The organism is Brucella sp. TWI432 (assembly GCF_039674445.1).
Classification (GTDB): Bacteria; Pseudomonadota; Alphaproteobacteria; order Rhizobiales; family Rhizobiaceae; genus Brucella; species Brucella chromiisoli.
In genome coordinates this window covers 17066-43499 of the sequence record NZ_JBDJNL010000003.1, presented here as the reverse complement: position 1 = coordinate 43499, position 26434 = coordinate 17066, and the positions used below count along the sequence as shown (strand labels likewise).

Genomic DNA, 26434 nt, shown 5'->3' with positions numbered 1-26434 from the left:
AGGGGTATAAAAAATCCATGTTTTTGACGTGTTTAGCGTAACAATAAGCATCACAAACAAAAATGCGTGCGCCTTTTGCGTGGAAAATGCGACAATGAAACCGTTGGAGCCTTTCCTCTGCTTTCATCAAAGCATGAAAGGCTCACGACGTCTGCGAATTATCCTGACAACAAGGATTTCATTATGAGCAGTTTTAAACCCGGCCGTTATTCGTCTGCCCATCTTGGTTCAAGCGAAGTGACGCCAAAGAATATCTATCTGCGCCGGCGAGAATTGTTAATCGGCGCAGGCGCTCTTGCTGCAACAGGCTTGGCTTCAGCGGCTTTCGCGGACCCATTAAAGGCAGCGGCTTCCGTCTATAAGGTCGATGAAAAATTGACACCCAAAGAGGCCGTTACAACCTACAATAATTTCTACGAATTTGGCACAGACAAGAGCGACCCTTCCGCCAATTCCGGCAATTTCAAACCACTGCCGTGGCGATTGAAAGTCGATGGTTTGGTTAAACAGCCCAAAGAATTCGACATGCAGGAACTGATCGCCAAAATGCCGCTTGAAGAGCGCATCTACCGGATGCGTTGCGTTGAAGCTTGGTCCATGGTCATTCCTTGGATTGGCTTTCCGCTGGCAAGCCTGCTCGCGCAGGTCGAGCCATTGGGTTCTGCAAAATACATCGCCTTTACGGGCGTGGTCCGCCCGGAAGAAATGCCCGGCCAGACAGGACTGTTTCAGGTTTTGAACTGGCCTTACGTCGAAGGCCTGCGCCTTGATGAAGCCATGCACCCGCTCACAATCCTCTCTGTCGGCCTTTATGGCGAAACGCTCCCCAACGCCAATGGCGCGCCCGTTCGTCTCGTCGTGCCATGGAAATACGGTTTCAAGGGCATCAAATCGATCACCAAAATCAGCTTTGTTGAAAAACAACCGCCGACATCATGGCAGCAGCAGGCCGCCAATGAATATGGCTTCTATGCCAATGTGAACCCTGATGTGGATCATCCCCGCTGGTCACAGGCAACAGAGCGGCGTATCGGCGAAGGCAGTTTCTTTGGCTCCAGCCGACGCCCCACCCTGCCCTTCAATGGCTATGCCGAAGAGGTTGCTTCGCTTTACGATGGCATGGATCTGCGGAAAAACTACTGACATGGCACCCACAAAAGCCAGATCGGCGCGCATCACAGAATTGAAAATATGGGGCCTTTATGGTCTCGGGTTCGTTCCGGCTGTCTGGGCGTTTTATTTAGGTGCAAGCAATCAACTTGGCGCTGATCCTGTCAAAAGCTTCGAGCATATGCTTGGGCTTTGGGCGCTCCGCTTTCTGATTCTGACGCTGCTTGTCACACCCATCCGTGACCTGACAGGCATCAGCTTTTTACGCTATCGCCGGGCACTCGGATTGCTCGCCTTTTATTATGTGCTGATGCATATGGCCGTCTATATGGTTCTGGATCAGGCTCTCAATATTCAGGTGGTTATTGCCGATATTATCCGCCGCCCCTTCATCACCATTGGCATGATCAGCTTTGTGCTTTTGATACCGCTGGCGCTCACCTCCAACATGTGGTCAATCCGCAAGCTCGGTCGGCGCTGGGTCACATTGCACAAACTGGTCTATATAGCCATTGCCGGTGGCGCGCTCCATTTCCTCATGTCCGTCAAAAGCTGGCCCGCAGAGCCAATCATCTATGCAGCAATTGTCGCAGTACTTCTGCTATGGCGTGTGGCACGTCCCTTTACCAAACCGACCAAACAAATAAAGCGCTCACAACAGACAGCGGCAATACTCAAGAAATAAGCGCGCTGCTGTTTTTTTCTGTAAGTTTTAATCTGACGGATAAATTGCCCGCAACAAAGGATTGGCAATGACATAACAATGCAAATCATGCCAGTATCGCCACAGTTTTGATAAACGAAGCTGCCGGCGAATATGAGATGTCCATGTCTTCTAAAGTAAAATCCAAGTCCTTACGCTTCGCAGGCAAATTCGTCTTCATCCTATTCGTTATAATCTTTACAATCTGGTCAAGCTTCGGGATGTGGTTTCAGCTGCCCTTTGGCAACGCTGTGCGCGGCTCAATCATTACAGCCTGGATTGCCATTGCGCTTTGGGTGATTGCAGGCGAGCGGCAATTCTTTTGCCGCCGCAAACGGCTGCTTTTCTGTCTGCTCGCACTTGTGTTTCTGGGTTGGTGGGCCACCATCCGCCCCTCGCTTGACCGCATCTGGGCGCCTGATGTCGCCCGCACTGTCACCGGTAAAATTGCTGGCAATCAGGTCACGCTTTTCAATGTGCGTGATTTCGACTGGCGGACAACGGACGATTTCACACCAAACTGGAAAGACGAAACCTACGACCTCGACAAAATAAGCTCCGTGGATGCATATCTGTCCTACTGGACAGGCCCGGCAATTGCGCACACGCTTTTGTCGTTCGGCTTTGAAGATGGACGCCACGTTGTCTTCTCCGGCGAAATCCGCAAAGAGCACCACGAAGTCTATTCGGCGATCGGTGGTTTCTTCCGAGAGTTTGAACTTGCAATGATCGCTGCCGAAGAAAGCGACATTATTTTCCTGCGCACCAATGTGCGCGACGAAGACGTCTATCGCTATCAGATCGATCTGTCACCGGCAGCGGCAAAAGAACTGTTTCTCTCCTATGTAGAACGCGCCAACGATCTGGCCCAACAACCCAGATTCTACAACACTGTGGTTACGAACTGCACGACCATCATTTTCCAGATGGTGCGCGTGCTCGATCCGGGCATTCCATTCGATTACCGCATTCTTCTGTCTGGATATCTACCGGATTATCTTCACGAGCATGGCTGGCTCAAGGACCAGGGTACGATAGAACAGATAAGGGAGCGTGCATCGATTGATGCAAAGGCACAGGCAGGCGGCCGCGAAAACTATTCAGAGCGCATACGCAAATAAAAAACCCCGCTCGCGCAGGGTTTTAAATCAATCAGCAAATTGCAATCTATCAGATTGCAGCCGTAATGATGATTTCGACCTTGTAATCAGGCGTTGCAAGTGCTGCTTCACCGGTCGCGCGGGCTGGCGTGTTGGCCTTGTCGACCCAGCTATCCCAGACCGCGTTCATTTCGCCAAAATCCTTCATGTCTGCAAGCCAGATGATGGCCTGAAGAATCTTCGACTTGTCCGAACCTGCGGCCGCGAGAAGACGGTCAACTTCAGCCAGAACAGCCTTGGTCTGATCGGTCACGCTTTCGCCCGGATTTCCAACCTGCCCAGCGAGATAAACGGTATTGCCGTGAACTACGGCCTGGCTCATGCGTGGTCCGACTTCGATACGACGGATGCTCATGGTGAACTCCTCTCATGACTGCTGCGGAATTGACCCGCATGTAAAAATGTTGCGCATCCTTATGAAAGCCTCCGCCCGCTTTGGCAATGCTGAACTGCTGATACGCTTGAGATTTCTTGCCGGACGATTGACTCTTCAGGCACCTTTCCCTATAAGCCGCAGCACGTTCGCCCATGGGGGTTAATGGATGGCTTTCGCTGTCTTCCTTTTGGGTTAAGAACCAGCTCCTGTTCAATAGACAGAACCAAGAAGGGCCGCACACCGCGGTATTAAATAAATGAAGCGCACTTTCCAGCCATCAAACATCGTCCGCAAGCGTCGTCACGGTTTCCGTGCACGCATGGCAACTGCTGCAGGACGTAAGGTTCTTGCCGCTCGCCGTTCGCGCGGCCGCAAGCGGCTTTCCGCTTAATCTTTCCCCGCGCGACCAGCGCGGTGAATAAAGATATGAAAAAGCAGAAACAAATACTCCGCCTTCGCAAGAGAGCGGAGTTTTTGTCTGTCAGGAATGGTGAAAAACGGCGTGGTCCACTGTTTCTTTTGGAGGTCCGGGAACGGTCTGAAGAAGAATCTAAAGCCGCGAAAATCGGCGAAAAACCCCGCGCAGGCTTCACCGTCACCAAGAAAAACGGCAATGCAGTGGTACGAAATCGTATCCGTCGCAGGTTAAGAGAAGCGGTTCGTTGTCACGTAGGGAGTGACATGGCGCCTTCTACAGACTATGTGATCGTAGCACGCGAGCAAGCACTCACTGCGCCCTTTTCGCAGCTCACCGCAGAACTCTCCAAACGCATAAAAGCGACGGATGGACGGCGGAGTGAAAAGAAACGCCGAACGGAAAGACCGGAATCAGGACCCGTCAATGGAAAATAATCGTAATTTCTTCATCACCATTGCCCTGTCCATCCTTGTATTGACTCTGTGGCAAGTGTTTTATCTGGGCCCGAAATCGGAAGCCCAGCGGGAGCAAACACGTATTGAAGAGCAACAGCGCCAGACCCAGCAGGCAACCCAAAGTGGTGCAGCTGGCGATACCCCGCAGTTGCCCAATGCAGCTTCCGGCACAGTTCCGGGTCATAGCGATGGTGCAGCCGCAGCTGGAACACTCACCCGTGAAGCTGCTGTTGCGCAGTCGCAACGCGTTGACATCGATACGCCCTCCCTGCGCGGCTCGATCAACCTGACCGGTGCACGTCTTGATGATCTCTATCTCAAGAAATATCGTGAAACGGTCAATCCAGATTCACCTGAAATCGAACTGCTTGCGCCATCTGCACTGAAGCAGGGCTATTTCGTCGAGCTCGGCTTCACAGGCAATGAGACAACCGGAACTGTTCCCGGCCCCAATACTGTCTGGACGGTTGAAGGCAACAACAAGCTGACGCCATCGTCGCCGGTTACACTGACTTACACCAACGACAAGAACATCACCTTCAAGCGCGTCATCTCAGTCGATGATGCCTATATGTTCGAGGTTGATGACACGATCACAAACAACGCAGGCGCGCCGGTTTCGCTGGCCTCCTATGGCCGCGTCACCCGCTTCAACCAGCCTGAGCACGCAAGCGCAACCTATGTTCTCCATGAAGGCCTGATCGGCGTCATGGGCCAGGACGGCTTGCAGGAAATCAAATATTCCAAGGTTGAAGACGACAAGGACATTTCGTTCAAGGATGTCACTGGCGGCTGGGTCGGTATCACCGACAAATACTGGGCGGCGACGCTCGTTCCACCTCAGAATGAAAAATTCACCGCGCGTTTCTCGCACTTTACCGATGGACGTCCGCGTTATCAGTCCGATCTTCTTGGCGCACCAATCACGATTGATGCCGGTCAGTCGCAGACGATCAAGAACCATGTTTTCGCTGGTGCGAAAGTGGTTCAGGAAATCCAGAACTACGAAACAAAGCTTGGTATCAAGCAGTTCGAGCTGCTGATCGACTGGGGCTGGTTCTACTTCATCACCAAGCCGATGTTCTACCTCATCGACTGGATTTACAAGTTCTCCGGCAATTTCGGCGTCGCCATTCTGGTTGTCACTGTTCTGCTCAAGGGTCTGTTCTTCCCGCTTGCCAACAAGTCGTACAAGTCGATGGCACGCATGAAGCTGGTGCAGCCTAAAATGACGGAAATCCGCGAAAAATATGCGGATGACAAGATGAAGCAGCAGCAGGAAATGATGCAGCTTTACAAGCAGGAGAAGATCAATCCGCTTGCAGGTTGCTGGCCGGTGCTGGTTCAGATTCCGGTGTTTTTTGCGCTCTATAAGGTTCTCTACGTCACCATTGAAATGCGCCATGCGCCGTTCTTTGGCTGGATTCACGACCTTGCGGCACCGGATCCAACATCAATCTTCAATCTGTTTGGTCTGTTGCCTTATGCAGTGCCAGCCTTCCTGATGATCGGCGTCTGGCCAATCATTATGGGCATCACCATGTTCCTTCAGATGCGCATGAACCCGACGCCTCCAGATCCAACACAGGCGATGATCTTCACCTGGATGCCAATCATCTTCACGTTCATGCTGGCATCGTTCCCGGCCGGACTTGTGATCTACTGGGCATGGAACAACACATTGTCGATCCTCCAGCAGGGCTTCATCATGAAGCGTCAGGGGGTAAAGATCGAACTCTTCGACAATATCAAAGCCCTCTTCAAGCGAAAGCCAAAAGAGGCGAAAAAGTAAAAAGACAAAAGCCCGGTCGTAAGATCGGGCTTTTTTTGTGCTCCATCATGCTCAGCGGTTGACAATGCAGCGCATAGCATTGATGCGTGTACTTAATAAAAGACACGTATCAGGAAGACCACATTGAGCGATCAGGATAAAAAGCAGGCAGCCGCCCAGTTAGCAGCAGATGCAACCCGCGCAGCACACGCAGCTTTGGTCGAAGAAGGGCGCCTGCTCTTCAAAAAATCGTGGATCTTCATTCGTGGTGTGCCTTCGATGAAATTCCTGCCACCGGAAGGTCCGGTTGAAATTGCCTTTGCAGGTCGTTCCAATGTTGGCAAATCATCGCTGATCAATGCGCTTGTTGGCAAAAAGGGCCTTGCCCGTACATCCAACACGCCGGGCCGCACACAGGAACTCAACTATTTCGTTCCCGATGGTTATTCCGGCGAGAATGGTGATCTGCCACCGCTCGCTCTGGTCGACATGCCGGGCTATGGTTTTGCGGAAGCGCCAAAATCCCATGTCGATGCTTGGACACGTCTCGTATTCGACTATCTGCGTGGACGCACCACCTTGAAGCGCGTTTATGTGCTCATTGACTCGCGCCACGGCATCAAGAAAAACGACGCCGAAGTGCTCGATCTGCTCGACAAGGCTGCCGTTTCTTATCAGATCGTCCTGACCAAGATCGACAAGATCAAGGCCGCAGGCATTCCACGCCTGATCGAAGAAACCAACGCACTCACGAAAAAGCGTGCGGCATGCTTCCCCGGCATCATCACAACCTCATCTGAAAAAGGCTTGGGCCTTGATGAGTTGCGCGCAGCCATTGCGCTCGTCGCAAAGCAATAAGTGACGGCAAATGCCCGCGAAGCACGTAAGAGCTTCGCAACGGCACGCATCTTGCTCCAATAACCGGTTTCTACTTTTGCGTATGCGCTCTAACTGGGGCACACAGTGGGCTGATGGTTTAGCCCCTGATTAAGCCGCTCAAATCGCATGGTGGTGTTCGCACCATCGCGCATGATGTGAATAACATAAATGCTGTCAAAATCATCGCCACGCCACTTCGGAACGATGGTTTTGTCGCCCCCGTTATCCGTTAAAAGCCCTTCGGCAAGCTTGGCGATCTGCTTGTGCTCCCAGCTGATCAGCACTGTCTTGCCAGCATATTCTGGCTGCTCAAGCACTTTCTGCAACGCTCTGATATCCTGATAGCCAAAACGCGTGTCTACAGGCATTCCAAAGGCGATCGCTGTCGGCTCAATCGTGGCGAGCGGACGATTATAAGCGTAGCTTACGCCCTTATCCTCCTTCATCTGTGCAGGGTCGGGCGCAAAAATCACATCCGGCTTGCCAAATTTTTGCGCGATCACCGCAGGCAGTTTCAGCGACCGGTTAAGCCCCTGACAATTGAGTTGTCCAAGGCCCTGCTCCGGCTTTTCGCCATGGCGCAGCATGATGATCGTTTCTGTGGTCGATGCCGCCTGCGAAGCACTGATACCCGCCAGCAAAATCAAAGACGTAAAAAATACGCGTCGCATAAAATCATTCCATTCAAGAATATGCAAATGAGCAATCTTCTAACGCTCACAAAAGATTTTAATGCGGCGATCTTTCGCAACGCATTCAAATTATCGCGAACAAAAAACGGAAAACCGTTTTACACCGCACCGCATATTGCTTAGAAAAGCCTGCCTCTCTTGCCTCTGTCGCCAGCCATGGAAACCGCGATGACGACTCTTGAAAATCCTGAAATGCAAGCGCAACTCCTGTCCGCAGCCCTGCCCTATATGCAGCGCTATGAAAACAAGAATGTCGTCGTCAAATATGGCGGCCACGCTATGGGCAACCCGGAGCTGGGCAAAGCCTTCGCCCGCGACATAGCGCTTTTAAAACAATCAGGCATCAATCCGATCGTTGTTCATGGCGGGGGTCCGCAGATTCAGGCCATGCTGACCAAGCTCGGCATCGAATCGCGCTTTGAAGGCGGCCTTCGCGTCACCGATGAAAAGACGGTTGAAGTGGTGGAAATGGTTCTGGCCGGTTCCATCAACAAGGAAATTGTCGCCCTCATTAACGCTGAAGGTGAATGGGCTATTGGTCTTTGTGGCAAAGACGGTAATTTGGTTTTTGCGCAAAAAGCGCACAAGACAGTGCTTGACCCGGATTCCAACATTGAAAAAGTGCTTGATCTGGGCTTCGTCGGCGAACCCGCCGAAGTTGACCGCACACTTCTCGATCTTTTGGCGCGCTCCGAAATGATCCCGGTTATTGCGCCTGTGGCTCCGGGTCGCGATGGTCACACCTACAACATCAATGCCGATACATTTGCAGGCGCTATTGCTGGCGCGCTGGCTGCCACGCGCCTTCTGTTCCTGACGGATGTTCCGGGCGTTCTCGACAAGGATAAGAACCTGATCAAGGAATTATCCGTCGCCGATGCACAGGCGCTGATCAAAGACGGCACGATTTCCGGTGGCATGATTCCGAAGGTTGAAACCTGTATCGATGCGATCCGTCGCGGCGTTGAGGGCGTGGTCATTCTCAATGGCAAGACACCGCATGCGGTCCTGCTCGAACTTTTCACCGAGCATGGCGCCGGCACGCTGATCGTGCCGTAATAAAACCATGACCAACCAACCCGACGCTCCAGCCTTTGCCCATGTCACTGACTGGATATTCGATCTCGACAATACGCTCTATCCGCATGCAACCGATCTGTTTTCGCAGATCGACGTGCGGATGACGAGCTATGTCGAGACCCTCCTGAAATTGCCGCGTGAGGAAGCGCGCAAGATTCAGAAGCAGTTTTATCTGGAATATGGCACCACGCTGAAAGGCCTGATGGAATGCCATCAGATTGATCCCGACGACTTTCTCAAAAAGGTCCACGACATTGATTACACATGGTTGAAACCGGACCCGGCACTGGGGGAAGCCATTCGCGCCCTGCCCGGCCGCCGTTTCATCTTCACCAATGGTGATCGCGGCCATGCAGAACGTGCAGCACAACAGCTCGGTATTCTCGATGATTTCGACGATATTTTCGACATCGTTGCAGCAGGCCTGACGCCCAAGCCAGAGCGCGTCACTTATGATCGTTTTCTTGGGGCATTCGGCGTTGATGCACAAAAGGCTGTGATGTTCGAAGATCTGGCGCGCAATCTTGTTGTGCCAAAAACATTGGGCATGAAAACCGTGCTGGTGGTTCCAAACAATTTTGAACCCACATTCTCCGAAATATGGGAAAGCGATCCCGAATTCACCGATCAGGTCGATTATGTCACCGACAATCTGACCCAGTTTCTACAAACCATTATTACAGAGCGATAAAAAATGCCCGGCTGATAACAGCCGGGCTTCTACATTCTTATTCAGAGATTGTAGAATTTTTTGATCTCATCCCATGCTTCGTCCGCAGTCTCAACAAAAGTCAGCAGCTCAATATCCGCAGGCGAAATTGTGCCTTGCTCTGCCAGAAACTCGATATTGATCGCCTTGCTCCAGAAATCTTTACCAAACAGGATGAGCGGCATACGCTCCATACGGTCTGTCTGAATCAGCGTCATCGCTTCAAAGAGTTCATCCATCGTACCGAAGCCGCCGGGGAAGACGCAGACGGCCTTTGCACGCATCAGAAAATGCATTTTACGCAGCGCAAAATAATGGAAGTTGAAGCAGAGTTCTGGTGTTACATACGCGTTTGGTGCCTGCTCATGCGGCAACACGATATTAAGGCCAATGGTCGGCGCACCAACATCGGCGGCACCGCGGTTGCCAGCCTCCATCACGCCCGGACCGCCGCCTGTGACAATGATGAATTCACGATAATAGGTGGTTGCCGAATATTCCGAGCAGATGCGGGCAAATTTGCGCGCTTCTTCATAGTAGCGCGCATTGGCCTCAAGGTTTTTTTTCTGCACTTCGTTCTTCGCAGCCCAGGCTTCACCGCCCGGCTCCGGAATACGTGCGCCGCCGAACATGACAACCGTAGACTTGATGCCGCGATCCGCAAGGATCAGTTCTGGTTTAAGAAGCTCAAGCTGAAGCCGGACCGGACGCATGTCGCGTCGGGTCATGAAGTCATCGTCCATAAAGGCGAGACGATATGCCGGAGCTTCGGTCTGAGGTGTCTGAGGCACAGTGCGCGCCTGTTTAACGGCTTCCTCAGAATTGGGGAAAGGCGTCCAGCCGGACTTCTCCATTGGGTTCATGCTTGCCTGCTCCTTCAATTTCAATGCGTATTGATGCCTTAGCATCAATTTGGGCGCTAAATTCTTAATCTGGCCCAACCGCGTTCAGTTATTTCCCACAATATCGCGATTGACCCATATGTTCCCTTCGCTTAATCACTTCTGTGACAACTGCCGACCAAAAGACGGCAGCCGCTTATCCTGCCATTTTATGGAGACCGCCATATGACCAAGCCAGATTTCGCCTCCCTTGAAAAGGTCATCGAAAAGGCTTTTGACGAGCGCGATGGCATTAACACGACAACACGCGGCGAAGTGCGCGATGCTGTTGAGCAGTCGCTGCTTATGCTTGATCGCGGTGAAGCGCGTGTGGCAGAAAAACAGGCGGACGGCAACTGGCAGGTTAATCAGTGGCTCAAGAAAGCCGTCCTGCTTTCTTTCCGTCTCAACCCGATGGAAGTCATCAAGGGTGGCCCCGGCCAGTCTTCCTGGTGGGACAAGGTTCCTTCCAAGTTCGACGGCTGGACAGCCAATGAATTCGAAAAGGCCGGTTTCCGCGCTGTTCCAAACTGCGTTGTCCGTCATTCTGCTTACATCGCGCCCAACGCGATTCTGATGCCGTCTTTCGTCAACCTCGGCGCTTATGTCGATGAAGGAACGATGGTCGACACCTGGGCGACTGTGGGCTCCTGTGCACAGATCGGCAAGAACGTGCATCTTTCCGGCGGCGTCGGCATTGGCGGCGTTCTGGAACCAATGCAGGCAGGCCCGACCATCATCGAAGACAACTGCTTCATTGGTGCGCGTTCGGAAGTCGTCGAAGGCTGTATCGTTCGCGAAGGTGCCGTGCTCGGCATGGGTGTGTTTATTGGTAAGTCGACCAAGATCGTCGACCGTGCGACAGGCGAAGTCTTCTACGGCGAAGTCCCACCATATTCGGTCGTTGTTGCTGGCACCATGCCCGGCAAAAACGTCCCGGGCGAAAACTGGGGGCCAAGCCTTTATTGCGCCGTGATCGTCAAACGCGTCGATGAAAAGACCCGCTCCAAGACCTCGATCAATGAATTGCTGCGCGACTAATTTGTCCGCATGACCAAACCAAAAAGGCGAAGCCCGAAAGCTTCGCCTTTTTTTTAAAAAGAAGCCGAAAGCACTTCGACGACTGCCAATGCAGGCAAAGTCAAACGCTCAATCAGGAATGCCTCAATGCCAGTCCCCTTGCGGATAGCTTGCAGGTGAAGCATCGCCAAACCGATGCGCTGATCCATCGTGACGATGGAGGCGGTTCGCGCGGCTGGTGTTATGGTTTCCACTATTAATGGATGCAGGTGCAGTATAATCCACATCCCTCTTCATGGCAGAAATGGATGGATTGCCAGGGAGAATGTTTAATTTATCCTGGGCGGCCATAGCGGGCGGTTCACCAACGAAAGGATTTTCAGCGTAAGCAGCTCCCGCGCTCAACGTTAGGGTGAGGATGGCAATCGAAATTTTTTTCATTTTTCAAACCTTTTAAGTAAAAAATTCAGATATATTTAATCAATTAAATTACTATACTTTTAAAAAAACATATATTCAGTAACAGCAATATTTACGGACAGTATTTGATGCGGGCCGCCTTGATAAAATTGACAAGGCGGCCCGCAAACAAGCTCTCAAATTTAGTTCTGGTAGCTTGATGGCGATGCATCACCAAAACGATGTGCGGAACCATCGCTATAGGTCTGCGTGTGAATGGAAGCAGGAGCGGTGTAATCGACGCCCTGTGTTGCCACTGGCGTACGATCATTTGCATAAAGATCAGCTGGTATACCAACATTTGGGTTTTCAGCGAAAGCGGCACCGGCGCTCAGAGCAAGAGCGGCTGCAGCAAGAACGAACTTCTTCATTTTCATAGTCCTTCTATCCCCCCATCGGATGGCAATTCGCCTTTCCTTTCGGGGACGTCAGGATGGCAAGCAGCCATCCTCCGGGGAGATGTGTTAAATTCTCTGTCTTCTTGATCAATCTATGAGCACCTTGGGAGGGCGTACTCACGATGTGATCGACTGGCTATGACACGATAAAATCGAAGCCCCATAACCAGATTTTTGATCAAATGCTTAGTTCTGGTAGCTTGATGGCGATGCATCACCGAAGCGGTTTGCAGAACCATCCTTATAGGTCGAATTGATCGACGCTGGTGCCGAGTAATCAACACCCTGTGTTGCAACTGGCGTACGGTCATTTGCATAAAGATCAGCTGGTTCACCAACATGTGGGTTTTCAGCAAAAGCAGCACCGGCGCTCAGAGCAAGCGCAGCAGCAGCAAGAACAAACTTATTCATTTTCTATCTCCTTAGTCACATGACGACGTTCTGCGCGTCGTCCTGATGCACCTCAAATGGGTGACAGTGGGAGAAAGTTCCAGTCACAAAAATGTTTTCTTAATCACACATTCGTGCAAACAATTTTTTCACCATCAACCGGTTTGTTGAAAAATACTCTTTATAAACAATTATTTAAATCATATATCAGCATTCACGCAACTGTTATAAGGGTATTTTTGTTCATTTTTCCTGAACAGTCTGTTTGCAATCACTGTATATTAATATCGAACAATAAAGCTCATTGGCGACAATTTGGTGGCTGAACATTTCATCCTCGACATGATCCGCAAATCAGTTTTGACAGCGTTTGAATGCTTTATCCGCGCGCACCCAACCGGAAAAATAATAGGGCCGCACAATGCGACCCTGTCCATTTTCTTCAAAAGATAACTGCCTTTTGCAAAGTCAGCTACCCCATATCAATTATTAGCAACCGTCATACCTCGGCCTGCAATCGACACCCATTGACCGGAATTGCCCGGCGACTGCATCTTGATATAGCGATATGATGTCTTCTCCAGCGGCAGCACTTCCGAGCGCATATTGTCGAGAATAAAGTCGCCATGATCCGTGCGCACGCTCAGCACAATATGCGCCTCGCTGCCCTGAACCATGGTAATCAGAAGCTGCGACGCGCTGATACCCTTTGCCAAAAGCTTGGCACGCTTTAAAAGCACATAGTCTTCACAATCACCCTTGCCATTCTTCGGAATAGTCCAGTAATCGCGCTTACCGTAATTATCCTGATCGGAAACCGGCTTGATGGCAGCATTAACGGATGCGTTGACGGCTTGCAGCATCTTCATGCGATCAGGTGTCAGCTTCATAGGAGCCTGCACACGATGTGAACCGCAATCACGCGGGTTACGCTTGCAATAATCAAGATGCCCATAGGGAATGCTGGTCAGTCCACCGGCTTCACTCCATTGCGCAGCTTTGGCCGGTAAAAGTGACGCTCCGAAAATTATAGCTGCAGATGCACAAACCAGTAAACGCATGGCAGATTCCCATTTTTAAAATGTCACCAGAAACAATTTCAAGTGACAATTCCCCGGTTGACCGGCCCATTTTCTGGATCTCGCTATCAACCTTTTTTTAACTAACGATGACAAAGCCCCTCTGGTCAAGGAAATTTCATTCGCAAATTGCAACGGCCTGAGAAAAGCTGCGATTTTTACACACCCTCGAACTTGTTTATCGAAAGAGGCGATTGCTATTTCATCTGAAAGCTTCCCGATCTAATCTCAGGCCCATACGATTCCCGGAACAAAGCATCGACATCATGAGCCTTCCTACCAATCCCGCCGATAACCTCGCCGCTCTCATCCGCTGCCCGTCCGTAACGCCCGCTGAAGGTGGCGCGCTGACGGCCTTAGAAGCGATGCTTGAGCCAATGGGCTTTTCTATTCAGCGCCCGGTCTTCACGGACGAAGACACGCCGGACATTGAAAACCTTTATGCGCGCAAATCCGGAAATGGCGCTCATCTAATGTTTGCAGGCCACACCGATGTCGTGCCTCCGGGCAATGAGAGCGACTGGAAACACCCGCCTTTCTCTGCCGCGATCGAAGACGGCATCATGTATGGCCGTGGCGCAGTCGATATGAAGGGCGGCATCGCCTGCTTTGTGGCTGCTGTTGCGCGCCATATTGAAAAGCATGACAGCCTCAAGGGCAGCATCTCCTTCCTCATCACAGGTGATGAAGAAGGACCGGCCGTTAACGGCACCGAAAAGCTGCTGCAATGGGCTAAGGACAGGGGTGAAACCTGGGACGCTTCCCTTGTTGGCGAACCAACCAACCCGAACGCCCTCGGCGACATGATCAAGATCGGGCGTCGCGGCTCGATCTCCGGCACAATCACAGTGCATGGCGTGCAGGGTCACGCTGCTTATCCGCATCTGGCAGAAAATCCGGTTCGTGGCGTCACCACGCTGATCGACGGCCTGCTTTATCCGGCTTTCGATGAAGGCACGGCTGATTTTCAGGCCAGCAACATGGAAGTGACAACGGTTGATGTGGGCAACACGGCAACCAACGTCATCGCCAACAAGGCAACCGCTTCCTTCAATATCCGCTTCAACGATTCATGGACCGCAGACAGCCTGAAGGCCGAGATCATCTCGCGCCTTGAAAAGGCTTCGCGCAACGACCGTCTGCGTCCGGGCCGGGAAGCCCCAATCAAGTATGAGCTGACATGGCGCGAGAACCCGAGCCACGTGTTTCTCACCCGCGACGAAAAGCTGATCGGCACACTGACCGCTTCTGTGGAAGCGGTCACCGGCAAGCGCCCGGCGCTTTCCACGTCAGGCGGCACATCGGACGCGCGTTTCATCAAGGATTATTGTCCGGTGGTTGAATTCGGGCTTGTCGGACAGACCATGCACATGGTTGACGAACGTGTCGCCTTGTCTGATCTTGAAGGTCTCACACAGATTTACGAACGATTCATCGCTGATTTTTTTGGCTAGAGGAACGCCATGCCCAGTCTGGATGATGTTTTCAGATATTTCACGGGCGTCTGGAAGATGATGCTTGGCCGCAAGGACGGCCTCGCATATCTCGACATCTCCGCAGAAGATTTCTGGACATCTTTCTATGCGATTGTCGTCGCTCTTCCGCCGCTTTTAGCAACATGGGTTGCCTATGCGGCGGATCTGACCGCAGGGAGCGATGAGGCAGGCATACGCCTTGCCATCGTCATGCGCGCCGCATTTGTGGATGTTGCCGCATGGGTCATCCCACTCGCAATCGTCGGGATGCTTGCCAAACGGATTGGCATTGCAAAGCGCTATGCAGCCTATGTAATCGCCATCAATTGGGGCAGCGCCTTTCTCGCATGGCTTTTCGCGCCAATCACACTGCTGCAGCTGTTCTTTCCGGGTTTTCTTGATATCGCGACACTGTTTGCGCTGGTGCTCTTCACCATCTCGATCATCCTGAGCTACCGGCTGACCTTTATCGTGCTGCAACGCCCACACGCTTATGTGGCCCCGTTCTTTGCCTGCATGTTCTTCGGCTCACTGTTTATCACAGTGTTCCTGCAACAGCTTTTTGGCATCGGGATTGGTGCGAACAGTTTTTAAAACGGAAACGGGTAATCAACGCCGATCAGATAGAGGCCATAGGGCGGCGCGACCTGACCACAGGCTTTGCGATCTTTGGCCTCGAGTGCGGCCTGCAAATCATCAGCCGTCCAGCGGCCAACCCCCACTTCCATCAGGCTTCCCGCAAAGGAGCGCACCTGATTATGCAGGAACGAACGCGCTGAAACGCGCATTTCGACATAATCGCCATTGCGCGTGACATCGAGCCGGTCAAGCGTTTTGATCGGGCTTTTTGCCTGACATTGCGTTGCGCGAAATGTCGTAAAATCATGTTCGCCCAGAAGCCGCTTGGCAGCCTCATGCATCGCTTCGTGGTCAAGGCGTTTCTGCACCCACCAAACGCGCTGATAATCAATCGCCAGCGGCGCACGACGATTGTGAATGCGATAAAGATAGTGCCGGGCACGCGCCGAAAAACGCGCGTCAAAGGCATCCGTCGTCTTCTCGACATTGAGAATGCTGATGCGTTCATCAGCCATCACCAGATGCGCATTGAGCGCATCGCGCACTTTCGCAGCACCCCAATCTTTTGTCAGATCGACATGAATGACCTGCGCGCTCGCATGAACGCCTGCATCAGTGCGGCCTGCCGCGCTCAACGTGAGATCTTCGCCGCAGAACTTTTTAAACGCCTGCTCAATTGCGTTCTGAACAGCATGGCCATTTTCCTGCCGCTGCCAGCCGACATAAGGCGTGCCGTCATATTCGACAGTGATCTTGTAACGAGGCACCGCTCAGAGAACCTTCGTCACTGTTGCACCACGCAAAAACTCCTGCGCAGGCAAAGGCTTACCGCCTGAACGTTGTAGCGTGACGAGCCGCACAGCACCCTCGCCGCACGCGATCGTCAGGCGATCGTCAAGTACAGTGCCCGGAGCGCCGCTTCCCTCGCCCAATGTAGAGCGCTGGAGTTTGACACGTTCAACCGCGCCGTTGATTTCCATCTCGCACCAGGCGCCCGGAAATGGTGAGATGCCGCGGATCGTGTTGTGAACGTCCTTCGCAGGCTTCGACCAGTCGATACGCGCCTCGGCCTTATCGATCTTGGCGGCATAGGTCACACCTTCCTCAGCCTGCGGCTGAAGAGTGAGACTTTCGCGCTCAAGCGCACCAAGCGCACGCACCATCAGATCGGCACCGATCATGCTGAGACGATCATGCAGCTCACCAGCTGTCATGTCCGGCGTGATCGCAACTTTTTCGGCCATGGCGACAGGACCGGTATCAAGCCCCGCATCCATTTTCATGATCATCATGCCGGTTTCAGTGTCGCCCGACATGATGGCGCGCTGAATGGGAGCCGCTCCCCGCCAGCGCGGCAGAAGCGAGGCATGACCGTTGTAACATCCAAGGCGCGGCGCATCGAGAATGGCCTGCGGCAGCAGCAGGCCATAGGCCACGACGATTGCCACATCCGCTTCAAGGCTCGCAAAGACGTCTTGCTCTTCCGCGCCTTTCAGGCTTTTCGGCGTGAAGACCGGAATGCCGAATTCCTCGGCCTTTTCATGCACCGGCGACTTTGTCAGTTCCAGTCCGCGACGGCCAGCCGGACGCGGTGGCTGCGAATAAACCGCAACGACATCATAGCCCTGTCCGATGATGGCTGTGAGGATTGGCACGGAGAAATCCGGCGTCCCCATAAAGATAATCCGCATCACAAAGCCCTGTTTGACGCGCGCTGGCTGGCGAGCTTCTTGAACTTCTTGATGACCATATCGCGCTTGAGCTTGGAGATATGATCGATAAACAGTATGCCGTTGAGATGGTCGATTTCATGCTGCAAACAGGTCGCCATCAGCCCATCGGCTTCTATCGACTTTTCCTTGCCGTCCGCATCGAAATAATTGACCGTGATACTCGCAGGCCGCTCGACCTCCGCATAATAATCCGGGATCGAAAGACAGCCTTCTTCATAGACGCTGCGTTCGTCTGATGAGGCGACAATCTCCGGATTGATGAAGACATGCGGCGCCTTGGGCTCGTCTTCCTTGGCAAGATCAATGACAAGCATCTGCAGAGGTTCGCCCACCTGAATGGCGGCAAGGCCAATGCCCGGCGCATCATACATCGTGTCGAGCATGTCGCCGGCAAATTTGCGCAACTGATCGTCAAAGCGCTCGACAGGCTTGGAAAGCTGGCGCAGGACGGGATCGGGAAGGATGATGAGCGGTTTAATAGACATGCGTTTCACGTAATCGCTTGCGCAAGAATCGTCAATTGTAACTTGCAAAATGTTCTTGTTTTGATCTCATCAAGACGACACGAATCAGTTAAGCTTGTGCAATGGAAAACCAGAATCTCTTGAACGAACCGCTTTTGCAGCTTGGTGCAACCTCTTTCACGCTGGGAAATATTCTCCTTGCGGGCATTGTTGTGCTGGTCATTTGCCTCGCTATTTTTCTCATTGCGGCAGCGCGTTCTGCGCGTCTCAGAGCTGTTGCGGAAGCGCAGGCTGAAGACCGTGCGCGCGATGCGGAATATCGCATGGCGGAGATTTTGAAGGCACAATCCGAAATGCAGGGCCGGATGCAAACCATGGCCGAAGTTTTTGGCTCACGGCAGGCAGAGCTCAACCAGTCGATCCGCGAACGGCTCGACGGCATGACGCATCGCATCGGCCAGACCATGACCGAGCAAACCCGTTCGACCCATGAAAACCTCGCAAAGTTGCAGGAGCGTCTGGCGGTTATCGACACGGCGCAGAACAATATCCAGTCGCTTGCCGGTCAGGTCGTGCAGTTGCAGGCAATCCTTGCCAACAAGCAGACGCGCGGTGCCTTTGGCCAGTCGCGCATGGAAGCGATCATTGCCGATGGTCTGCCGCAGGGCGCTTATGAGTTTCAGGCGACACTGTCCAATGGCACGCGCCCCGATTGCCTTGTCAGGATGCCAAACAACGCGCCATCACTGGTCATCGACGCGAAATTCCCGCTTGAGGCATGGAATTCCATGCGCGAAACGGAAGCGCCGGAAGCACGCAAGACAGCCGTTGCACAGTTCCGCCGCGATATGGAAGTGCATATCAAGGATGTTTCCGATAAATATCTGATTACCGGCGAAACACAGGACACGGCTTTCCTGTTTGTCCCATCGGAATCCATTTTTGCCGATATTCACGAGCATTTTGAAGCGCTGATCCAGCGCGCGCACCGGGCGCGGATCGTCATTGTCTCACCATCACTCCTGATGCTTTCCATTCAGGTTATTCAGGCGATCTTAAAGGATGCCCGTATGCGCGAACAGGCGCATGTCATTCAGGGTGAAGTGATCCGCCTGATGGAAGATGTGGGTCGCCTTGATGAGCGTGTGCGCAAGTTGCAAACCCATTTCTTGCAGGCCAACAAGGATATTGATGACATTCTGGTGTCTTCCAATAAAGTCACCAAGCGCGGTGCAAAGATTGAAGCGCTTGAATTTGGTCCGGCACCGGCTGAAGAAACACCGCGCAACCCGGCACGCTCAGCAGAGAACTCTGGCAGTCAGCTGCATCTTCGCGTTGTTGACGAAGATTAGGACACTTCCAGCAAAACCGTTTCGCGCTTTTACGGAGGATAATGCGTAAAAGCAGGCAGATAGGACATAAGTCCTGTCGGCGTGAAACGAGAATCGATGAAGCAATGCTTCAAGTAAAAGGGGCATGTGAACACGTTCACATGCCAGGTTTTATGGAAGTGCACCCCTGCTCGAAGAATGGCATTCTCACCCACCGCATGATCGGCGCGGTGGGTTGAGATTATTCGGTTGAAATCAGGTGAAACTCTCTCAGCAATGCCCCAATCTCGGTAGAGTCGAGCTTTTTTATCAATAGCTTTCGGAGAAATTCGGGACCGGGAATACCGACCGGTTTGCCGTCTCTGAGCGGACCAATCGCGGCCAGCAGCGTGCGAATATCATAAGTCGAGTTAAAGACCTCAGGCACACCACGTTCGACATTGAGCAATGTATAGACTGCCTCCATGGGGGTGCGCACAGAATATTCCGTCGTGAAAACGCAGTCCCGCTGCTTTGATTCAGAAAACTGACCGATGAATGCGAAGTTGACCGCCCCCTCCGGCACCACATCCGGCCGGTCTCCGGCCTGACGTGGCATAAAGAACGCGGTGATATAAGGCATCATCACCGGCACAGTCCGTGCGCCTGTTGCAGCCAGTTCCGGGATATCCTCGACCGGCACACCGAGGTGATAGAGCCATTCCTGGGTAATTTCTTCACCCGTACATTCCTGCATCGGCTTTTTCACATAATCGCCGGGCCGATCAACAAACAACGCATAGACCCAAGCAACAATCTGATCCCTGGGTTGTTTTTTGAAATGCGGCTGGCGGCTCACGGTCCAACTCATCAACCAACTGGAATCCTTGACGGTCACGATGCCAGCCGTCACGACCTTGCCGCTGAACGGATCGCGCTTGGCGATCTTCGCAATATATTCAGGAATGCGTTTATCCAGCGTGGTGACTGTCGCCGAGGCCCATTTGGTTTCGGGGATATGGCCCCCAAACACATCCGGGCGTCCGAAGGCGGAATCCTTGGCCGCTATGCGCCGCCAGAGATCCCAGGCCGGAGCTGGCCCCTCGTTCAACTTCGCCGGGGTCTTGTGATCCCCATCATCGGAATTCTCCGTCAGCGAGCCGATGGTGATGAAAACGAGATCGTCAGCCCCAAGATCAACACCGCCTTCAACACCCTTTTCGATCCAGTGGATCCGCGTTGCCTGTTTGCGGGCCGGCTGAATATCGAAATCGACATCCGTGACCTCAACGCCATAGCGAAATCTGACGCCCTGATCCGTCAGCCACTTCACCAGTGGCAGAACCATGGATTCATATTGGTTGTAGCGATTGAATTTAAGGGAGGAAAAGTCTGACAGACTTCCAATGTGATGGATGAAACGGTGCAGATAAAGCTTCATTTCCAGCGCTGAATGCCATTCCTCAAAGGCGAACATGGTGCGCCAGTAGAGCCAGAAATTACTCTTGAGAAAATCTTCACCCAAGACTTCATTGATACGCTTGTTCTCTACTTCTTCGCGCGTCGCCAGAATGATCGAGATCAGCTCTCTCTGTGCCCTGTCGTTGAGCGTCAGCAGTGCTTTGTCGGGGACATCCTGCCCCTGTTTCTGGGTAACGCGTTGCAGCGAAAAATTCGGATCGTCCTTGTTGAGCCTATAGAATTCATCAAGCACGCTGGCATCTTCAATTTCCAGCGACGGGATGGAACGAAAGAGATCCCAAAGGCATTCGAAATGTTCCTCCATCTCGCGACCGCCGCGGATGACGAACCCCTTTTCGGGTACATCAAGCCCATCAAGTGCGCCACCGGGCAAATCAAGTTCCTCAAGAATCGTAATACGCTCACCGGCGATGCCACCATCCCGGATCAGGAAGGCCGCCCCCGCAAGCCCGGCAAGACCGGAACCGACAAACCAGGCCGTCTTCTTATCCGCGCCTTCGGGCTTGCGGGGACGAACGAAGGCTTCATAGTTTCCGCTGCTGTAATGCATGGTAGAGTATTCCTTCTCACTTGTGTCTGTTGGGTGACGTCAGGCCTGTATCCTTGCGGTGAAAGGCAAAGCACGGTTATCGGGGAGACACCACATGTGTCTCCCGTTCGGCGGCATCAATAAAGCTACGCAAAAATAATGTGATTGTCGCTGCAATGAGCGGCGGACGTTCCATGCTTTCCTGCACGGCCAGCCCGTTCGCCAAAGCCATAAAACCGGCAGCCAATTGCGCGCAATGCGCTGGCGCAACTTTACCGGCGCGGTTGAACGTGCGCCTGATCAGTTCGGCGATACGCTTCTCATGCTCCAGCCAGAAGTGAGCATAGCTTGCCGCAAATGTCGGACTTCTCAATGCATGAAGTTGAAGTTCGATTGCCAGGATCGACCAGTTGCGGTCTTTGTCAAATTTCTCGCACCAGAGTTCCAGCGCATCAAGAACTTGCTCGATACTGTGATCTTCGTTTCCGACGATGGCTTCAAGCTCCTCGTCTTCAAATGCGGTATGCCTTTTCAGAATCTCAAGGAGCACCGCCTCTTTGCAGGGAAAATTCGAATAGAAGGCACCTTGTGAATAGCCCGCCTCCTCAGCAATATCCCGCAGTGAAGTCCCCGCAAAACCAGATTTGATAAAAAGCTGTGTTGCGGATTCGATGAGCCGCTCCCGCGTCTGCATCTGGGCCTCCTGTCGGCTCAGTCTCTTTTTTCTGGGTGTCGGTGTTATGGTGTGCGACCTCGCTGTAACAAAAAGAATATTCAGTAAATACTAATATCAAACGCTATCTGAATTGCCATTGATTTTAATCAATGTACTTGGCCATTAAAACGGTCTATCTTTCGCTTGCAGTTCATACTGGAAGGCTGAGCGAAACGATAGCGGGGCAGGCAATGGCGATCCAGATAGCAGTGCTCAGAGAAACAAAGCCCGGAGAAAAACGCGTTGCCACGGTGCCGATAGTCGCCACGCGGCTCGCACGACTGGGCGCAGCGGTAACATTGGAATGCGGCGCAGGCCATAACGCGACCTTCGCGGACACAGCCTATCAGGATGTGACCTTCGCGGATAGCGCTCAAGCTCTCGTGGCAAATGCCGATATTGTGCTGGCTGTCCAGCCGCCCACGGTCGAAGTGGCAAAAGCCATGAAGCCGGGCGCGCTGCTCGTCTCTTTCCTCTACGCAGCCGAAAATCCGGACCTTGTCACAGCCTTGCGCGAAGGCAAGATCACAGCCTTCGCGATGGAACGCATCCCGCGCATCAGCCGGGCGCAATCAATGGACGCACTGTCTAGTCAGGCTGCGCTCGCGGGTTATTATGCACCGCTACTGGGCGCGGTGCACATGCCGCGCATCCTGCCGATGATGACGACCGCCGTAGGCTCGCTGCGCGCAGCAAAAGTTCTGGTCATGGGGCTGGGCGTGGCTGGGCTTTCGGCGCTGGCGACCGCACACCGGCTCGGTGCCATCACCGAAGGTTATGATGTCCGTCCCGAGACCGCCGAACAGGCGCAGTCGCTGGGTGCGAAATTCGTTGATACCGGCATTGATGCACGTGGTGAAGGCGGCTATGCGCGCGAATTGACGGCGGACGAAAAAATGCAGGTGCGCCAGGTCGTGTCACGTCACATCGCCGAGGCTGACATGATCATCACGACGGCAGCGGTACCCGGTCGGCGCGCGCCAATCCTGATCGCGGCAGACCAGATTGCGGCGATGAAGCCGGGTGCTGTGATCGTCGATCTCGGCGCTGAAAGCGGCGGTAACTGTGAAGGCACGCAGCCCGGCCAGACGATCAGCGTGGGGCCGGTGACAATTCTGGGGCCGCTTAATGTGCCTTCGGCGCTCGCCCAGCATGCCAGCGAACTTTACGCCAAGAATATCCTCAATCTCGTTACGTTGCTTGTGAAAGACGGGGCTATCTCGCTTGATTTTGAAGACGAGGTCATCGCCGGTGCCGTTGTGATCCATGACGGAAATATCCGCGATGCCACGCTGCAACAGGGGACAAACGGTGTGGCTTCACCCAGCGCGGAGACTGCGAAATGACCATCGACACATCAATGACCTGGCTGATTGCACTCTATATTTTTATGCTGGCGGCGTTCACCGGCTACGAAGTCATCAGCCGTGTCCCCTCAATCCTGCATACCCCGCTGATGTCAGGTTCGAACTTCATCCACGGCATCGTTGTCGTCGGTGCACTCCATGCGCTGCTCAATGCGACCACGCCTTTCGCACAAGTCGTCGGCTTTCTCGGCGTCGCGCTCGGTGCGGCCAATGCTGCTGGCGGCTATATTGTGACCGACCGTATGCTCGCCATGTTCAAGTCCAGTGGAAGCGGGAAAAACTGACATGCTTATTCAGCACATCCTAGGGCTGAGCGGATTGGCCGCCGCTGGCTTGTTCATTTTCGGCCTCAAGCGGATGTCCTCACCGGTGACAGCGCTCTCTGGCATCGTTGTAGCTGGCATCGGCATGGTGGTGGCAGTCGCAGCCAGTTTCCTGACAATCTTTGAAATCTCGCCCGAGGTCGCACCGCACCGCGGGGTCAATCTGATCCTCGCCGTTATAGCTCTGTGTCTGGGTGGCGGCTGGGCTTACCTGCGTGGACGTAAGGTCGAGATGACAGCCATGCCGCAGATGGTCGCGCTCTACAATGGCATGGGCGGCGGCGCAGCGGCCGCAGTCGCTGCGGTCGAACTGTCGCGGCACGGAGCGCCGGCACCGGTGATCCTGTCTGTGACCGCTGCTGGCGCGCTGATCGGCTCGATATCGCTGACGGGATCAGTGATCGCCTGGGCAAAACTCGACGGCAAGATCAACAAGCCCTGGCGTTTTGGTGGGCAGCGCCTTGTCAACGGCGCGCTGTTTCTGGCCACTCTTCTGCTCGGTATTGCCCTCGTGGTGTTCTTCAACACGTCGTATTTACCCCTGCTGGCGGTGCTGTTCTTCCTGGGCGCACTGGCATTCGGCATCATGATGACGCTGCCGATCGGCGGGGCCGACATGCCGGTGGTAATCTCGCTTTACAATGCTTTCACGGGTCTTGCCGTGGGGCTTGAGGGCTACGCGCTGCAAAATCCATCGCTGATGATCGCGGGCATGGTGGTCGGCTCAGCCGGCACATTGTTGACCGTGTTGATGGCCAAGGCGATGAACCGCTCGCTGACCAATGTGCTGTTCTCGAATTTCGGCGATGCCGCAGTTCAGGGCAATGCCGAAACCCACGGCGAAATGAAAAGCACTGATGCCAGCGATGCCGCCATCGCCATGCGCTATGCCTCCAGCGTCATCATCATCCCCGGCTACGGACTTGCCGTCGCTCAGGCGCAGCAAAAACTCTACGAGTTCGTCAAGCTGCTTCAGGCGGCAGGTGTCGACGTGAAGTTTGCGATCCATCCAGTCGCAGGCCGTATGCCCGGGCATATGAATGTGCTGCTCGCTGAAGCCGGTGTGCCCTACGATATCATCTTCGACATGGAGGACATCAACGCCGAGTTTGCCAACACCGATGTCGCGCTGGTTATTGGTGCCAACGATGTGGTCAACCCCGCAGCCCGTACTGATAAGTCCTCGCCGATTTACGGTATGCCCATCCTTGATGCCGACAAGGCTCATCAGGTCTACGTCGTCAAGCGTGGCCAGGGAAAGGGCTACTCGGGCGTGGAGAATGTCCTCTTTTTCAACGAGAATTGCAGCATGGTCTACGGCGATGCGCAGGCCGTGCTGACGCAAATGGTTCAGGCGGTGAAGGATCTTGGCGCCTGATCTCTTAAAAGAACGCAACACCCTCACTCACAATGGAGAATGGCAATGGCATATGCAACCATAAATCCCTACACTGGAGAAACCGTTGCAACGTTTCCCGACGCGACCGATGCGGAGGTCAATACGGCCCTCGACAAGGCGGATGCAGCCTTCCTGAAGTGGCGTGACACGCCATTTGCGGAGCGTGGGCGCATTCTCCAGAAAGCTGCCGACATTTTGCGGCGCGACAGCGATGCCTTTGCGAAATTACTGACGCTGGAAATGGGCAAGCTCATCTCCGAAGCGAAGGCGGAAGTTGAACTGTCGGCCAAAATCTTCGAATATTACGTTCGTCACGCCGAAGAATTGTTGAAGCCCGAAAAGCTGCCGGTGCTTGATCCCGCAGAAGGCGATGCAATACTGGTGCATGAGCCGCTGGGCGTCCTGCTGGCCATTGAGCCGTGGAACTTCCCCTATTACCAGATTGCGCGCATTCTTGCGCCGCAGCTCTCGGCTGGCAACACGCTCATCCTCAAACATGCGTCAAACGTCCCGCAAAGTGCGGCAGCCTTCGAAAAGCTGATGATGGACGCAGGCCTGCCGGAAGGCGCTTTCAAGAACCTCTATGCAACACGCGATCAGATCAACAAGATCATCAACGATCCGCGCGTTCACGGCGTGGCGTTGACGGGGTCAGAAGGCGCTGGCTCCGTGGTCGCCGCCGAGGCCGGCAAGGCGCTCAAGAAATCGACAATGGAATTGGGCGGTGCCGACGCCTTTGTCGTTTTGGCCGATGCCGACATGCCCAAAACCATCGACTGGGCGGTGTTCGGCCGCCACTGGAACGGAGGGCAGGTCTGCGTTTCTTCCAAGCGCATGATCATCGTTGACGAGGTCTATGACACTTTTCTGGATGGCTATCGCAAGGGTGTTGCGAAGCTTGTCACCGGCGACCCGTTCGACCCAAAAACCACACTCGCACCGCTGTCCTCGCAAAAGGCGGCAGACGATTTAAAAGAACAAATTCGCAAGGCGGTCGAGCTGGGTGCGAAGGCCGAAGAAGTCGGCCCGGCAGTGCCCAATCATGGTGCCTTTGTACAGCCAACCATTCTCACCGATGTCCATGAAGGCAATCCGGCGCGCTACTGGGAGTTCTTCGGCCCGGTTTCCATGCTGTTTCGCGCGAAGGACGAGGAAGATGCCGTCCGCATCGCCAATGATTCACCCTTCGGACTGGGCGGTTCTGTCTTCACCTCCGACCCCAAGCGGGGCGCGGAAGTGGCAAAACGGATTTCAACCGGCATGGTGTTCGTCAATCACCCGACCAAAGTGGAAGCTGATCTGCCATTCGGCGGCATCCGCCGTTCGGGCTATGGCCGCGAATTGCTGGGTCTCGGCCTGAAGGAGTTCGTGAACCACAAGCTGATTGATGTCGTCGATATCGACGCACACTTCTAAGCCCGATCTGCCGACACGGCAGTCCATCCATTCAGACTGCCGTGTCAAACGTCAATTCAAGG

General features: G+C 53.6%; 29 protein-coding genes. 17 read left to right on the top strand and 12 right to left on the bottom strand.

Annotated elements, in window-relative coordinates; all coding sequences use genetic code 11:
- Nucleotides 1–183: 183 nt before the first annotated feature.
- The 3 genes from msrP to ABE527_RS07440 all read left to right on the top strand — a co-directional run bounded on the left by msrP (nt 184) and on the right by ABE527_RS07440 (nt 2934).
- Nucleotides 184–1143, top strand: coding sequence for a protein-methionine-sulfoxide reductase catalytic subunit MsrP (msrP, locus tag ABE527_RS07450; protein ID WP_265986512.1), 960 nt, complete (start codon nt 184–186; stop codon nt 1141–1143).
- A 1-nt stretch (nt 1144) separates the two neighbouring features.
- Nucleotides 1145–1795, top strand: coding sequence for a protein-methionine-sulfoxide reductase heme-binding subunit MsrQ (gene msrQ, locus ABE527_RS07445; RefSeq protein WP_499696535.1), 651 nt, complete (start codon nt 1145–1147; stop codon nt 1793–1795).
- A 143-nt stretch (nt 1796–1938) separates the two neighbouring features.
- Nucleotides 1939–2934: an Lnb N-terminal periplasmic domain-containing protein gene (locus tag ABE527_RS07440; protein WP_499696534.1), complete on the top strand. Its 996-nt coding sequence runs from the start codon at nt 1939–1941 to the stop codon at nt 2932–2934.
- A 49-nt stretch (nt 2935–2983) separates the two neighbouring features.
- Here the strand turns inward: ABE527_RS07440 and ABE527_RS07435 are convergent, their stop codons facing one another.
- Nucleotides 2984–3328, bottom strand: a complete 345-nt coding sequence (locus tag ABE527_RS07435; RefSeq protein ID WP_265986509.1) for a RidA family protein — start codon at nt 3326–3328, stop codon at nt 2984–2986.
- A gap of 277 nt (nt 3329–3605) precedes the next feature.
- On the opposite strand from ABE527_RS07435, the gene rpmH reads away from it, so the two are divergent.
- The 4 genes from rpmH to yihA all read left to right on the top strand — a co-directional run bounded on the left by rpmH (nt 3606) and on the right by yihA (nt 6851).
- Nucleotides 3606–3740, top strand: a complete 135-nt coding sequence (rpmH, locus tag ABE527_RS07430; RefSeq protein ID WP_265986508.1) for a 50S ribosomal protein L34 — start codon at nt 3606–3608, stop codon at nt 3738–3740.
- A 35-nt stretch (nt 3741–3775) separates the two neighbouring features.
- Nucleotides 3776–4201: a ribonuclease P protein component gene (gene rnpA, locus ABE527_RS07425; RefSeq protein WP_265986507.1), complete on the top strand. Its 426-nt coding sequence runs from the start codon at nt 3776–3778 to the stop codon at nt 4199–4201.
- Nucleotides 4191–6014, top strand: coding sequence for a membrane protein insertase YidC (gene yidC / locus ABE527_RS07420; RefSeq protein ID WP_499696533.1), 1824 nt, complete (start codon nt 4191–4193; stop codon nt 6012–6014). Before rnpA ends, yidC begins: the two co-directional genes overlap by 11 nt.
- A 123-nt stretch (nt 6015–6137) precedes the next feature.
- Nucleotides 6138–6851 carry a ribosome biogenesis GTP-binding protein YihA/YsxC gene (yihA, locus tag ABE527_RS07415; RefSeq protein WP_499694062.1) on the top strand — a complete coding sequence of 238 codons (714 nt, stop codon included), beginning with the start codon at nt 6138–6140 and terminating at the stop codon, nt 6849–6851.
- 89 nt (nt 6852–6940) lie between these two features.
- Here yihA and ABE527_RS07410 read toward each other — a convergent pair whose 3' ends face one another.
- The gene (locus tag ABE527_RS07410) at nt 6941–7543 is read right to left on the bottom strand and encodes a hypothetical protein (protein WP_499696532.1); all 603 of its coding nucleotides are present in this window, start codon (nt 7541–7543) and stop codon (nt 6941–6943) included.
- A 189-nt stretch (nt 7544–7732) separates the two neighbouring features.
- On the opposite strand from ABE527_RS07410, the gene argB reads away from it, so the two are divergent.
- Both argB and ABE527_RS07400 read left to right on the top strand, forming a co-directional pair.
- On the top strand, nt 7733–8623 hold the full coding sequence (gene argB, locus ABE527_RS07405; protein ID WP_265986504.1) for an acetylglutamate kinase: 891 nt from the start codon (nt 7733–7735) through the stop codon (nt 8621–8623).
- 7 nt (nt 8624–8630) lie between these two features.
- Complete coding sequence (locus ABE527_RS07400) at nt 8631–9335, top strand: pyrimidine 5'-nucleotidase (protein WP_499696531.1); 705 nt, start codon at nt 8631–8633, stop codon at nt 9333–9335.
- 41 nt (nt 9336–9376) lie between these two features.
- Here the strand turns inward: ABE527_RS07400 and ABE527_RS07395 are convergent, their stop codons facing one another.
- Nucleotides 9377–10216, bottom strand: a complete 840-nt coding sequence (locus ABE527_RS07395; RefSeq protein WP_499694065.1) for an LOG family protein — start codon at nt 10214–10216, stop codon at nt 9377–9379.
- A 204-nt stretch (nt 10217–10420) separates the two neighbouring features.
- On the opposite strand from ABE527_RS07395, the gene dapD reads away from it, so the two are divergent.
- Nucleotides 10421–11275 (top strand): 2,3,4,5-tetrahydropyridine-2,6-dicarboxylate N-succinyltransferase, encoded by an 855-nt coding sequence (gene dapD / locus ABE527_RS07390; protein ID WP_265986501.1) that lies wholly within the window; start codon nt 10421–10423, stop codon nt 11273–11275.
- A 123-nt stretch (nt 11276–11398) separates the two neighbouring features.
- On the opposite strand, the gene ABE527_RS07385 is transcribed toward dapD, so the two are convergent.
- From ABE527_RS07385 to ABE527_RS07370, 4 genes are all read right to left on the bottom strand, one after another.
- Nucleotides 11399–11695 carry a hypothetical protein gene (locus tag ABE527_RS07385; protein ID WP_499694066.1) on the bottom strand — a complete coding sequence of 99 codons (297 nt, stop codon included), beginning with the start codon at nt 11693–11695 and terminating at the stop codon, nt 11399–11401.
- A 161-nt stretch (nt 11696–11856) separates the two neighbouring features.
- A complete protein-coding gene (locus ABE527_RS07380) occupies nt 11857–12084 on the bottom strand; it encodes a hypothetical protein (protein ID WP_265986499.1) in 228 nt (75 codons plus the stop codon).
- Between the two features lie 213 nt (nt 12085–12297).
- Nucleotides 12298–12522, bottom strand: a complete 225-nt coding sequence (locus ABE527_RS07375) for a hypothetical protein (RefSeq protein WP_265986498.1) — start codon at nt 12520–12522, stop codon at nt 12298–12300.
- Nucleotides 12523–12983: 461 nt separating this feature from the next.
- Nucleotides 12984–13562 (bottom strand): transglutaminase-like cysteine peptidase, encoded by a 579-nt coding sequence (locus ABE527_RS07370; protein ID WP_499694067.1) that lies wholly within the window; start codon nt 13560–13562, stop codon nt 12984–12986.
- Nucleotides 13563–13846: 284 nt separating this feature from the next.
- Here ABE527_RS07370 and dapE point away from each other — a divergent pair, with 284 nt between their 5' ends.
- Both dapE and ABE527_RS07360 read left to right on the top strand, forming a co-directional pair.
- Nucleotides 13847–15034, top strand: a complete 1188-nt coding sequence (gene dapE / locus ABE527_RS07365) for a succinyl-diaminopimelate desuccinylase (RefSeq protein WP_499696530.1) — start codon at nt 13847–13849, stop codon at nt 15032–15034.
- Between the two features lie 9 nt (nt 15035–15043).
- Nucleotides 15044–15649, top strand: coding sequence for a hypothetical protein (locus tag ABE527_RS07360; RefSeq protein WP_265986495.1), 606 nt, complete (start codon nt 15044–15046; stop codon nt 15647–15649).
- Here the strand turns inward: ABE527_RS07360 and truA are convergent.
- Genes truA through def form a run of 3 tightly spaced genes read right to left on the bottom strand, consistent with a single transcriptional unit; the run spans nt 15646 to nt 17852 of the window.
- On the bottom strand, nt 15646–16401 hold the full coding sequence (truA, locus tag ABE527_RS07355; RefSeq protein ID WP_265986494.1) for a tRNA pseudouridine(38-40) synthase TruA: 756 nt from the start codon (nt 16399–16401) through the stop codon (nt 15646–15648). The genes ABE527_RS07360 and truA overlap by 4 nt on opposite strands.
- A 3-nt stretch (nt 16402–16404) precedes the next feature.
- Nucleotides 16405–17325, bottom strand: a complete 921-nt coding sequence (fmt, locus tag ABE527_RS07350) for a methionyl-tRNA formyltransferase (protein ID WP_499696529.1) — start codon at nt 17323–17325, stop codon at nt 16405–16407.
- The gene (gene def, locus ABE527_RS07345; protein ID WP_265986492.1) at nt 17325–17852 is read right to left on the bottom strand and encodes a peptide deformylase; all 528 of its coding nucleotides are present in this window, start codon (nt 17850–17852) and stop codon (nt 17325–17327) included. The genes fmt and def overlap by 1 nt, the downstream gene beginning before the upstream one ends.
- 101 nt (nt 17853–17953) lie before the next feature.
- On the opposite strand from def, the gene ABE527_RS07340 reads away from it, so the two are divergent.
- A complete protein-coding gene (locus ABE527_RS07340; protein ID WP_499696528.1) occupies nt 17954–19183 on the top strand; it encodes a DNA recombination protein RmuC in 1230 nt (409 codons plus the stop codon).
- Nucleotides 19184–19403: 220 nt separating this feature from the next.
- Here the strand turns inward: ABE527_RS07340 and ABE527_RS07335 are convergent, their stop codons facing one another.
- The gene (locus ABE527_RS07335; protein ID WP_499696527.1) at nt 19404–21173 is read right to left on the bottom strand and encodes an oleate hydratase; all 1770 of its coding nucleotides are present in this window, start codon (nt 21171–21173) and stop codon (nt 19404–19406) included.
- Nucleotides 21174–21249: 76 nt separating this feature from the next.
- Complete coding sequence (locus ABE527_RS07330; protein WP_499696526.1) at nt 21250–21846, bottom strand: TetR/AcrR family transcriptional regulator; 597 nt, start codon at nt 21844–21846, stop codon at nt 21250–21252.
- A 131-nt stretch (nt 21847–21977) separates the two neighbouring features.
- Between ABE527_RS07330 and ABE527_RS07325 the strand changes: the two genes are divergently transcribed.
- Genes ABE527_RS07325 through ABE527_RS07310 form a run of 4 tightly spaced genes read left to right on the top strand, consistent with a single transcriptional unit; the run spans nt 21978 to nt 26372 of the window.
- Entirely contained in the window at nt 21978–23213 is a 1236-nt protein-coding gene (locus ABE527_RS07325; RefSeq protein WP_499696525.1) for an NAD(P) transhydrogenase subunit alpha, read from the top strand.
- Nucleotides 23210–23518, top strand: a complete 309-nt coding sequence (locus ABE527_RS07320) for an NAD(P) transhydrogenase subunit alpha part 2 (RefSeq protein ID WP_265986487.1) — start codon at nt 23210–23212, stop codon at nt 23516–23518. Before ABE527_RS07325 ends, ABE527_RS07320 begins: the two co-directional genes overlap by 4 nt.
- A gap of 1 nt (nt 23519) precedes the next feature.
- A complete protein-coding gene (locus tag ABE527_RS07315) occupies nt 23520–24935 on the top strand; it encodes an NAD(P)(+) transhydrogenase (Re/Si-specific) subunit beta (RefSeq protein WP_499694075.1) in 1416 nt (471 codons plus the stop codon).
- Nucleotides 24936–24980: 45 nt separating this feature from the next.
- Nucleotides 24981–26372: an NAD-dependent succinate-semialdehyde dehydrogenase gene (locus tag ABE527_RS07310; protein WP_265986485.1), complete on the top strand. Its 1392-nt coding sequence runs from the start codon at nt 24981–24983 to the stop codon at nt 26370–26372.
- Nucleotides 26373–26434: the final 62 nt, after the last annotated feature.

Excerpts from the sequence above, each read along its gene's own strand:
- ABE527_RS07410 (WP_499696532.1), bottom strand. The coding sequence starts at position 7,543 with ATGCGACGCGTATTTTTTACGTCTTTGATTTTGCTGGCGGGTATCAGT.
- msrQ (WP_499696535.1), top strand. The coding sequence starts at position 1,145 with ATGGCACCCACAAAAGCCAGATCGGCGCGCATCACAGAATTGAAAATA.
- argB (WP_265986504.1), top strand. The coding sequence starts at position 7,733 with ATGACGACTCTTGAAAATCCTGAAATGCAAGCGCAACTCCTGTCCGCA.
- ABE527_RS07325 (WP_499696525.1), top strand. The coding sequence starts at position 21,978 with ATGTACTTGGCCATTAAAACGGTCTATCTTTCGCTTGCAGTTCATACT.
- ABE527_RS07400 (WP_499696531.1), top strand. The coding sequence starts at position 8,631 with ATGACCAACCAACCCGACGCTCCAGCCTTTGCCCATGTCACTGACTGG.
- ABE527_RS07440 (WP_499696534.1), top strand. The coding sequence starts at position 1,939 with ATGTCTTCTAAAGTAAAATCCAAGTCCTTACGCTTCGCAGGCAAATTC.
- ABE527_RS07310 (WP_265986485.1), top strand. The coding sequence starts at position 24,981 with ATGGCATATGCAACCATAAATCCCTACACTGGAGAAACCGTTGCAACG.
- ABE527_RS07360 (WP_265986495.1), top strand. The coding sequence starts at position 15,044 with ATGCCCAGTCTGGATGATGTTTTCAGATATTTCACGGGCGTCTGGAAG.
- ABE527_RS07380 (WP_265986499.1), bottom strand. The coding sequence starts at position 12,084 with ATGAAGAAGTTCGTTCTTGCTGCAGCCGCTCTTGCTCTGAGCGCCGGT.
- dapE (WP_499696530.1), top strand. The coding sequence starts at position 13,847 with ATGAGCCTTCCTACCAATCCCGCCGATAACCTCGCCGCTCTCATCCGC.
- ABE527_RS07375 (WP_265986498.1), bottom strand. The coding sequence starts at position 12,522 with ATGAATAAGTTTGTTCTTGCTGCTGCTGCGCTTGCTCTGAGCGCCGGT.
- ABE527_RS07330 (WP_499696526.1), bottom strand. The coding sequence starts at position 21,846 with ATGCAGACGCGGGAGCGGCTCATCGAATCCGCAACACAGCTTTTTATC.
- yidC (WP_499696533.1), top strand. The coding sequence starts at position 4,191 with ATGGAAAATAATCGTAATTTCTTCATCACCATTGCCCTGTCCATCCTT.
- ABE527_RS07335 (WP_499696527.1), bottom strand. The coding sequence starts at position 21,173 with ATGCATTACAGCAGCGGAAACTATGAAGCCTTCGTTCGTCCCCGCAAG.
- ABE527_RS07320 (WP_265986487.1), top strand. The coding sequence starts at position 23,210 with ATGACCATCGACACATCAATGACCTGGCTGATTGCACTCTATATTTTT.
- rpmH (WP_265986508.1), top strand. The coding sequence starts at position 3,606 with ATGAAGCGCACTTTCCAGCCATCAAACATCGTCCGCAAGCGTCGTCAC.
- def (WP_265986492.1), bottom strand. The coding sequence starts at position 17,852 with ATGTCTATTAAACCGCTCATCATCCTTCCCGATCCCGTCCTGCGCCAG.
- ABE527_RS07370 (WP_499694067.1), bottom strand. The coding sequence starts at position 13,562 with ATGCGTTTACTGGTTTGTGCATCTGCAGCTATAATTTTCGGAGCGTCA.
- rnpA (WP_265986507.1), top strand. The coding sequence starts at position 3,776 with ATGAAAAAGCAGAAACAAATACTCCGCCTTCGCAAGAGAGCGGAGTTT.
- fmt (WP_499696529.1), bottom strand. The coding sequence starts at position 17,325 with ATGCGGATTATCTTTATGGGGACGCCGGATTTCTCCGTGCCAATCCTC.
- ABE527_RS07340 (WP_499696528.1), top strand. The coding sequence starts at position 17,954 with ATGGAAAACCAGAATCTCTTGAACGAACCGCTTTTGCAGCTTGGTGCA.
- ABE527_RS07385 (WP_499694066.1), bottom strand. The coding sequence starts at position 11,695 with ATGAAAAAAATTTCGATTGCCATCCTCACCCTAACGTTGAGCGCGGGA.
- msrP (WP_265986512.1), top strand. The coding sequence starts at position 184 with ATGAGCAGTTTTAAACCCGGCCGTTATTCGTCTGCCCATCTTGGTTCA.
- ABE527_RS07315 (WP_499694075.1), top strand. The coding sequence starts at position 23,520 with ATGCTTATTCAGCACATCCTAGGGCTGAGCGGATTGGCCGCCGCTGGC.
- ABE527_RS07395 (WP_499694065.1), bottom strand. The coding sequence starts at position 10,216 with ATGAACCCAATGGAGAAGTCCGGCTGGACGCCTTTCCCCAATTCTGAG.
- dapD (WP_265986501.1), top strand. The coding sequence starts at position 10,421 with ATGACCAAGCCAGATTTCGCCTCCCTTGAAAAGGTCATCGAAAAGGCT.
- ABE527_RS07435 (WP_265986509.1), bottom strand. The coding sequence starts at position 3,328 with ATGAGCATCCGTCGTATCGAAGTCGGACCACGCATGAGCCAGGCCGTA.